Origin of the sequence: Youngiibacter fragilis 232.1, assembly GCF_000495435.3 — a bacterium.
Lineage (GTDB): Bacteria > Bacillota > Clostridia > Clostridiales > Clostridiaceae > Youngiibacter > Youngiibacter fragilis.
On the sequence record NZ_AXUN02000059.1, the window covers coordinates 1 to 8,922 of the forward strand.

Sequence of the window (8,922 nt, forward strand, 5' to 3'; positions counted from 1 at the left end):
AGAAGTCAGCAGTAACAATACACATTTTACAGAAAGTGAGGAGATGAACATGAAAGACATTTGGACCTTTCTACAGATGGCCTTTGCCGCCATTGGCGGATGGCTCGGATGGTTTCTCGGAGGATACGACGGATTTTTATATGCCCTGATCGCTTTTATAGTAGTGGACTATTTAATGGGAGTGATGTGTGCAGTTCTGGAAAAGCATCTATCCAGCGATGTAGGTGCTCGGGGCATCTTTAAGAAAGTGGTGATTTTCTCTTTGGTGGGGGTGGCTCATATTATTGATCAGAACATCATCGGGGATGGCAGCGCTATTAGAACCGCAGTGATTTTCTTTTATCTGTCCAATGAAGGAATCAGCATCATTGAAAATGCTACAAGACTGGGACTGCCTATTCCAGAAAAGCTGCGGGATATTCTGGAGCAGCTAAAAGACGGAGGAGACAAAGATGGGACTAAGTAATTTAAAATCGAAGTTCATGACCAGAAATGATTGCTATACAGCAGGAAGAAAGATTGTACCCAAAGGCATCATGGTCCATTCCACTGCCACACCTGGTGTGATGGCCGCTGACTGGTTCAGTCGTTGGAATAAATCTTACAAGGCTGGCGAGATCAATCGCCAGGTCTGTGTCCATGCCTTCTTAGACGATAAAGAAGTCTGGCAGTATCTTCCTTGGAATCATAGAGGATGGCATACCGGAGGAGATGCGAATAACACCCACATCGGTTTTGAAATTTGCGAGCCGGGTGGATTTTCTTATTCTGGTGGCTCTACCATGGTTGGCTACGATGTGAAGAAAAATGAAGCTTACTTTAGAGCAGCCTGGAAGAATGCTGTGGAACTATGTGTGTATCTTTGTAAGCTTTATAGCCTGACGGAAAAAGATATTCTCAGTCATGCAGAAGGAAACAAGAAAGGGATCGCATCAAATCACTCCGATGTGGGACATTGGTTTCCAAAACATGGAGAGAGTATGGATACCTTTCGAGCTGCAGTAAAGAAAGCACTTGAGTCAAAGGATTCACCGAATGTAGAAGAGGATTTTAATGCAGGGGATATTGTGGAGATCAAGGCTCCTGCGACTCGCTACTATCCTGGTGGGCCTACAATCCCAAATTGGGTCAAGGGGGCTTATCACTTAATCACACAAACTGAGTTTAATGGAAAATCTGTGATTAAAGGTGGCAAAGCCTGTGTCCTTCTTGGCAAGAAGATCAGTAAAGAAAAATGGGATGATTCTCCTGGGATTATGACTTGGGTGGACAAAGACCTCTTAGCTATCATAAGCAAAGGTGTAGAAGCAGAACCTGAGCCAAAGGGAGATCAGAAGTATTACCGGGTTCAGGTTGGTGCCTTTAGCAAGAAAGAGAATGCAGAAGCGCTGATGGCAAGACTAAAACAGTCAGGATTTGATGCCTACATGAAATATGATTAAGAGAAAAATTGAATGTGCGGAGTCGATGTTATCCACTTAGCATCGGCTCTTTTTTTATCCTTTTTATCAAAGTAATCCTTGCTATTAGAGGCCTTCTGAGTGATATATACTATGACCCCGAAAACGCGAAAAGCCCTGATACCAAGGGTTTGCGGGATATATTTTTTAAACTTGCAGATTGAGTGAACCAAAGGACATGACTGCAAATCGGGGATAAATTTATCGAAAGGAGGTAAAACAGTGCACAACACATTAAGTCCAGACAACATGAATTTAAGAGACTTTTCTGATGCACAAACAGTAACGGTAATTCATAACGCTTCTTATGGTGAGTCAGGCACTTCAGCACTTAAGGCAAGTCCAAGCAAACCTAAAGTGGCCAGCTACTGCCGGGTAAGTTCATTAACCGACCCCCAAGAAGAGTCATTAGAAAATCAAACAATTCACTATACAAACTACATCAGATCCAATATAGCATGGCATTTTGCAGGGATCTACTCGGATAGGGGTAAGACCGGAACAAGGATTGAGAATCGAGGGGATTTAACAGAATGGTCAGAGATGCCATGGAAGGGAAAATTGATACCATTCTTTGTAAATCCATCTCCCGTTTTGCTAGAAATGTTACGGACACCCTTAACACCATTAGAGCACTTGGCAGCGCTGGGGTAAACGTAGTTTTTGAAAAAGAGCACCTGGACACCAGCAACATGCAAAGTGAGTTTATTTTGACCATGCTTGCAGCAGTGGCTCAGGAAGAGAGTAGAAGCACATCGTCCAATATTATATGGGCAAACACCAAGCGTTATGAGAAAGGTGAAGCCACCTTTAGCAGGATCCTTGGATATAAAAAAGAGAAGGATATCCCATGGATTGTAGTGGAAGAGGAAGCTGCAACTGTTAAGGAAGCTTACCAACTTTTTCTTGAAGGTCATAGCACCAAAGAAATTGCAAAGATCTTTATCGATAAAGGATATAAGAAAGCAAATGGCCGAACAGAATGGTCAACATCTATCATTCGAGACATGCTGCAAAATGAGCGTTACACAGGTGATGTGCTTTGCCAAAAAACCTATACCAAGGATCACCTCAGCCATGAGACCGTAAAAAATCTTGGTGAGAGAAACCAGTTTCTAATAAAGAACAATCATGAACCCATTATTGATAAAAAGACCTTTGATGCGGTTCGAGATAGAATCGCTGAAAACAAAACTAATGTAAAGAGAGGGCCTAGAAAATCCTATCCCTTATCTGGAAGATTAGTCTGCGGGGACTGCGGTTCCAACCTACACCGCTATGTTTGCAGAGGCATTGTTACATGGCGCTGTGGCCATCAGACCATAAGTAACAAGCTATGCACCATGAAGGGTGTCAAAGAAGAAAATATTATGAAAGCAATCCGAAAAGGATTCAGCCAGCGCTACGAGAACGATCAAACCACCGGAAGACGGCAAGTAATAAATTTGATTAAGGAGCTGCAGAGTGCTCTTTCTATTCGAGATGCTCAGCAAAATCAGCTGCGTCTGGAGCTTGAGAGAGCGCTTCTGCTTGAGAATAATGCCATCTTTAAATGTGAGGATACAAAAGAGTTTACAAAGAAGCGAAATGAAATTGAAAAGCAAATCGCCATGAAGGAATTTTGGTGGCAGCTGGTGGATGAAGATGACGTTCACCGAAAGAAAGCCTTAGAAACATTAATAGAAATCAAAGATAAACCAAGACCAGCAGTAGAACTACAAGTCGCAAAAAACAGTATAGAGTTTCTCAGAGGATGGGTGGTCCGTGTAAAAGCGGTATCACCTTTTTTATTTACCATCTCCTGGATTAACGGAGATGAAACGGAGATTGAAATAAAGGAAGGAGATGAAGTGTATTGAGTATAAACCAGACAAGGTCAGTATCCAACTCAAGGGTTAAAGTTATCCCGGCCCGACATAGAACCAGCAGGAATGTAGAAAACTATGACGGGCAAAAGAAGAAAATAGCAGCCTATGCAAGGGTATCTACCATGGAAGAACATCAAAGCGGCAGCTATGAGTTGCAGGTAGAGTACTACACAGATTATATTCAGCAAAACCCTGCCTGGGAGCTTTACAAGGTTTTTGCGGATGAGGGTATCACAGGAACCTCCACAAAAAACCGTGCAGGATTTCTGGAAATGATTGAGGATGCAAAAGCCGGAAAGATTGATTACATCATCACCAAATCCATCAGCCGCTTTGCACGAAACACTCTGGACTGCTTATCGACAGTGAGAATGCTAAAGAACCTACCCAAGCCCTGCGGCATTTATTTTGAGAAAGAAAACCTGGACACGTTGGATAGTAAGAGTGAGCTATTTTTGACTATTCTTTCATCCATGGCTCAGGAAGAATCCAGATCCATCAGTGAGAACACCAAGTGGGGCGTTCAAAAGCGATTCTCTCAAGGGAAGCCGCATATTCCAACCACCTACTTCTTAGGATATGACACCGATGAAGAAGGGGAGATATTCATTGATGAAGCGCAAGCTGAAATAGTAAGGCGAATCTATAAAGACCTTCTTGATGGAAGAGGAACACCAACCATCGCTAAGAACCTTACAAAGGAAGGGCTAAAGACTGCAAGAGGCAATAAGACCTGGACCAGCGATGCGGTTTATAAGATACTGAGAAATGAAAAGTACATGGGCCACTGCCTAGCACAGAAATCTGTCACTGTGGATTTTCTAACACACAAACGAGTGAGGAACAAAGACCATCAACCCCAGTACTTCATTCGAAACACCCATCCAGCTATTATTTCAGAAGAGGACTGGTATGCGGTCCAGGAGGAGCTGGATCGAAGAAACAAAATGCTAAGGGATCCGGATGAAAAGTACCGCATGTGCTACAGCGGCATTTCTCCTTTTTCAAACAGACTATTTTGTGGGGAGTGTGGAAGGCCAGTAACCAGAAGGCGAATGACCTCAACTAGGAAAGGGCAGAAGTACTATTTTACAACGTGGCACTGCAGAGCGGCCTGCAAAAGGGACAAGAAGTTCCAGGACTGCAACAGCCAGTACGTTTGGGAGGCTTCCTTAGAAATTGAGTTCATGAAAGTGCTCTATGAGCTAAAACAGGATAAAGAGAACTTGATTGCTGATGTAAATGAAGCAGTGGATGAATGCTCTTTAACGGAAGTGGAAGAAGCAAGACTTCAAGAGCTTGAAAACCAAATTGATCGAGTATCGGACCAGATAAGCCAACTGTCAGAAAGAGAGATGGCAACCCATGATCCACTTTATGAAGCAAACTTAAGGCATTTGATATACGAGCAGGAAATACTCCAGATGGAGCACGACGGCCTTTATAAAAATAAGCAAGAGAGCATTTATCTACAGAAGAATCTGGAGATGCTCATTGGCTACCTTTACCTGGTGCCGAAGGTGGACACCAAGTTCAACTCAGAGACCTTTGTGAAAACCATCGAAAGAGTCATTGTGTATAAAGACCATGAAGTAGAGTTCATCTTCAAATGTGGCGCTAAACGCACAGTAACAGCAAAAAGGCCGAAGTAAATCCTAGAAAAATTAAATAGAATAAAAAACTCCTTTCAAACCAGAGAAAGAACTTGCAATATCTCTGGGACAGAGTGAACATACCTATAACTATCTCTTTATAGGTAGAAAACACTGATGAAAGGAGTTTTTTTATTGAAAGATAACGATAAAAGGATGTGGGTTCAGACTTTATGGAATCCCATCAATGAAAGACATAAAAGTCCACTGGATAGCCCAGAACCAGGGATTAAAGTAGCGGCCTACTGCAGAGTAAGCATGAAAGAGGAGGAACAACTCCGGTCATTGGAAAACCAGGTGCATCACTATACTCATTTTATCAAAAGTAAGCCGAATTGGAGATTTGTAGGGGTTTATTACGATGATGGCATAAGTGCAGCCATGGCAAGTGGGAGAAGAGGGTTCCAGCGGATTATCCGTCATGCTGAAGAAGGTAAGGTTGATCTGATTCTAACAAAGAATATTTCACGGTTTTCCAGAAATTCCAAGGAGTTACTGGATATAATCAATCAACTGAAAGCTATCGGTGTGGGCATCTATTTTGAGAAAGAGAATATTGATACTTCAAGAGAGTACAATAAATTCCTCTTAAGCACTTATGCTGCGCTGGCACAGGAAGAGATAGAAACTATTTCAAACTCTACGATGTGGGGTTATGAGAAAAGGTTTCTAAAGGGTATCCCAAAGTTCAACCGCTTATATGGATACAAAGTCATCCATGCAGGGGATGATTCCCAATTGATTGTTCTTGAAGATGAAGCAAAAATCGTAAGAATGATGTATGAACAGTACCTTCAAGGGAAGACGTTCACTGATATTGCAAGGGCGCTAACAGAAGCTGGAGTGAAAACAGCCAAAGGGAAGGATGTCTGGATAGGCGGCATGATAAAGCATATTTTATCCAACGTCACCTACACCGGTAACAAGCTTACACGAGAACTGAAAAGAGATTTATTTACGAACAAAGTTAATAGCGGTGAACGGGATCAGGTTTTTATAGGAAACACTCACGAACCGATCATCAGCAATGATATTTTCAATCTTGTTCAAAAGAAGCTTGAGGCCAATACGAAGGAAAGAAAGCCCAGTGAGAAGCGAGAGAAGAACCACATGTCTGGTCGGCTACTTTGCGGAAGATGTGGATACAGTTTTACCATAATTCACAATAGAGCTTCTCATCACTTTAAGTGTAGCCCTAAAATCATGGGGGTCTGTGATTCTGAACTTTATCGGGATGCGGATATTCGAGAAATGATGATGAGGGCAATGTATATAAAATATGACTTCACCGATGAAGACATAGTACTAAAACTGCTGAAGGAACTCCAGGTCATCAATCAAAATGATCACTTTGAGTTTCATAGGCTAAAGTTTATCACTGAAATTGAAATCGTAAAAAGGCAGCAGGCCATTTCAGATAGATATTCAGCTATTAGCATAGAAAAAATGGAAGAAGAATACCGCACTTTTGAAAGCAAGATTGCGAAAATTGAGGATGACAGGTACATCAGAATCGATGCAGTGGAGTGGTTAAAGAAAAACAAGACGCTGGATTCTTTTATCGCTCAGGTCACCACTAAAATATTGCGAGCTTGGGTTTCCGAGATGACTGTTTATACACGAGATGACTTTTTAGTGCAGTGGATTGACGGAACTCAAACTGAGATAGGAAGCTGCGAGCATCATCTTGTGAAGGATAGAAATAGTAAGAGTTACGAGTCCGGTGAAGAAACGAGCAGGAGGGCCAAATTTGAAGTCAACCACATTAGTGAAACCACCGAAGGACAAGGAGAACTTGATCTCTTAAGCAAGAGTGCAAGTTCAAACAATGAAGATAGTAATCAACCAGAAAATAATTCTACGGGAAAGGAGGAGCTTGAATTGAACTTAAACAGTAATGCAGAAATTATCAAAATTGAGCCCGGGCAAAGGGACTATATTATGAAGAATTTGCACAAGAGCCTGAGTGCAAATATGATGATGCAAAATGCTTCAGTACACACGGCAAGTATTAACAAACCTAGACTTAAGACTGCTGCTTACTGCAGAATCTCAACAGATTCAGAAGAACAAAAGGTAAGCTTGAAAACCCAAGTAGCCTATTACACTTATCTGATTCTAAAGGATCCCCAATATGAATATGCAGGCATCTATGCCGATGAAGGTATATCAGGGCGTTCTATGAAAAACCGTACAGAATTTCTCAAACTACTCGAAGAATGTAAAGCCGGGAATGTGGACTTGATTTTAACCAAGTCAATCTCACGGTTTAGCAGAAACGCATTAGATTGCTTGGAACAGATCAGGATGCTGAAGTCGCTGCCAAGTCCAGTTTATGTGTATTTTGAGAAAGAGAATATTCATACAAAAGATGAGAAGAGTGAGCTGATGATTTCTATTTTTGGAAGTATCGCTCAGGAAGAGAGCGTAAACATGGGAGAAGCCATGGCTTGGGGAAAACGGAGATATGCTGAGAGAGGGATAGTAAACCCAAGTGTTGCACCTTATGGATATAGAACGGTCAGAAAAGGTGAATGGGAGGTGGTTGAAGAAGAAGCTACGATCATTAGAAGAATTTATCGGATGCTCCTAAGTGGAAAGAGTATTCATGAAATCACAAAGGAGCTCTCCATGGAGAAGATAAAGGGTCCTGGCGGCAACGAGCAGTGGCATCTTCAAACCATTAGAAATATCTTGAGAAATGAAATCTATAGGGGTAACTACCTTTATCAAAAGGCTTATATCAAGGACACGATCGAGAAGAAGGTGGTAATGAATCGAGGAGAACTGCCACAGTATCTCATAGAGAATCATCATAAAGCCATTGTTGACAATGAGACCTGGGAAAAGGTCCAGAAGGTACTAGAAGCCAGAAGGGAAAAATATGAGAATAAAAAGTCCATAACTTATCCTGAAGACAAAATGAAAAACGCTTCTCTTGAAGATATTTTTACCTGTGGAGAATGTGGAAGTAAAATAGGCCATAGAAGGAGCATCCAGAGCTCTAATGAGATTCATTCCTGGATCTGCACAAAAGCCGCTAAGTCTTTCTTGGTGGACTCGTGTAAGTCCACAAGCGTATATCAGAAGCACCTGGAGCTGCATTTTATGAAGACTCTTCTCGATATTAAAAAGCATCGTTCTTTCAAAGATGAGGTGCTCACCTATATTCGAACCCAAGAAGTAGATGAAAAGGAAGAGTGGAGAATCAAAGTCATAGAGAAACGAATCAAAGATCTTAACAGAGAGCTTTATAATGCGGTAGACCAGGAGCTCAATAAAAAAGGTCAGGACTCCAGGAAAGTTGATGAGCTCACAGAGAAAATTGTGGATCTTCAAGAGGAATTAAAGGTGTTTAGGGACCGAAAGGCAAAGGTTGAGGATCTTAAAGCTGAGCTTGAATGGTTCCTAAAGAAGCTGGAAACCATTGATGACGCTCGAGTAAAAAGAAATGAAGGAATAGGCCACGGTGAAGAGATCTACTTCAGAGAAGATATTTTTGAAAGAATAGTAAGGAGTGCACAGCTTTATAGCGATGGAAGGATCGTCTACGAACTAAGCCTCGGGATCCAGTGGTTCATTGACTTTAAATACAGCGCATTTCAGAAGCTTCTTATAAAGTGGAAGGATAAACAAAGGGCAGAAGAAAAAGAGGCTTTTCTTGAGGGGCCGGAAGTTAAAGAGCTGCTGGAATTTTGTAAGGAACCGAAGAGCTACTCTGATTTACATGCCTTCATGTGTGAGAGAAAAGAGGTGTCTTATAGCTATTTCAGGAAATTGGTGATAAGACCTTTGATGAAGAAAGGAAAGCTGAAGTTCACCATACCAGAAGATGTTATGAATAGGCATCAGAGATACACATCAATCTAAGAGGATAACTGGAACAACCAAGATAGCTTTATTAAAGGTGATTTCTTGGTTGCCCTATGTGTCAGAATAGTT

At 41.6% G+C, this 8,922-nt stretch carries 5 protein-coding genes and 1 pseudogene; all 6 read left to right on the forward strand.

The features are described 5' to 3' along the window. Positions 1-49 precede the first annotated feature (49 nt). On the forward strand, positions 50-466 hold the full coding sequence (locus tag T472_RS04150; RefSeq protein WP_040906637.1) for a phage holin family protein: 417 nt from the start codon (positions 50-52) through the stop codon (positions 464-466). Beyond that, the gene (locus T472_RS04155; RefSeq protein WP_023863340.1) at positions 453-1,442 is read left to right on the forward strand and encodes an N-acetylmuramoyl-L-alanine amidase; all 990 of its coding nucleotides are present in this window, start codon (positions 453-455) and stop codon (positions 1,440-1,442) included. The genes T472_RS04150 and T472_RS04155 overlap by 14 nt, the downstream gene beginning before the upstream one ends. A gap of 267 nt (positions 1,443-1,709) precedes the next feature. After that, positions 1,710-2,200, forward strand: a pseudogene (locus T472_RS20190) (recombinase family protein); the annotation flags it as partial. After that, positions 2,177-3,319, forward strand: a complete 1,143-nt coding sequence (locus T472_RS04165) for a recombinase family protein (RefSeq protein ID WP_242864761.1) — start codon at positions 2,177-2,179, stop codon at positions 3,317-3,319. The pseudogene T472_RS20190 and the gene T472_RS04165, both read left to right, overlap by 24 nt. Then, positions 3,316-4,980, forward strand: coding sequence for a recombinase family protein (locus tag T472_RS04170; protein WP_023387792.1), 1,665 nt, complete (start codon positions 3,316-3,318; stop codon positions 4,978-4,980). The genes T472_RS04165 and T472_RS04170 overlap by 4 nt, the downstream gene beginning before the upstream one ends. Positions 4,981-5,115: 135 nt before the next feature. Then, positions 5,116-8,850, forward strand: coding sequence for a recombinase family protein (locus T472_RS04175; protein WP_023387791.1), 3,735 nt, complete (start codon positions 5,116-5,118; stop codon positions 8,848-8,850). The last annotated feature ends 72 nt before the right edge of the window (positions 8,851-8,922 follow it).

Coding starts and splice junctions, on each gene's coding strand:
- T472_RS04165 (WP_242864761.1), top strand. CDS start 2,177: ATGCTTGCAGCAGTGGCTCAGGAAGAGAGTAGAAGCACATCGTCCAAT.
- T472_RS04155 (WP_023863340.1), top strand. CDS start 453: ATGGGACTAAGTAATTTAAAATCGAAGTTCATGACCAGAAATGATTGC.
- T472_RS04150 (WP_040906637.1), top strand. CDS start 50: ATGAAAGACATTTGGACCTTTCTACAGATGGCCTTTGCCGCCATTGGC.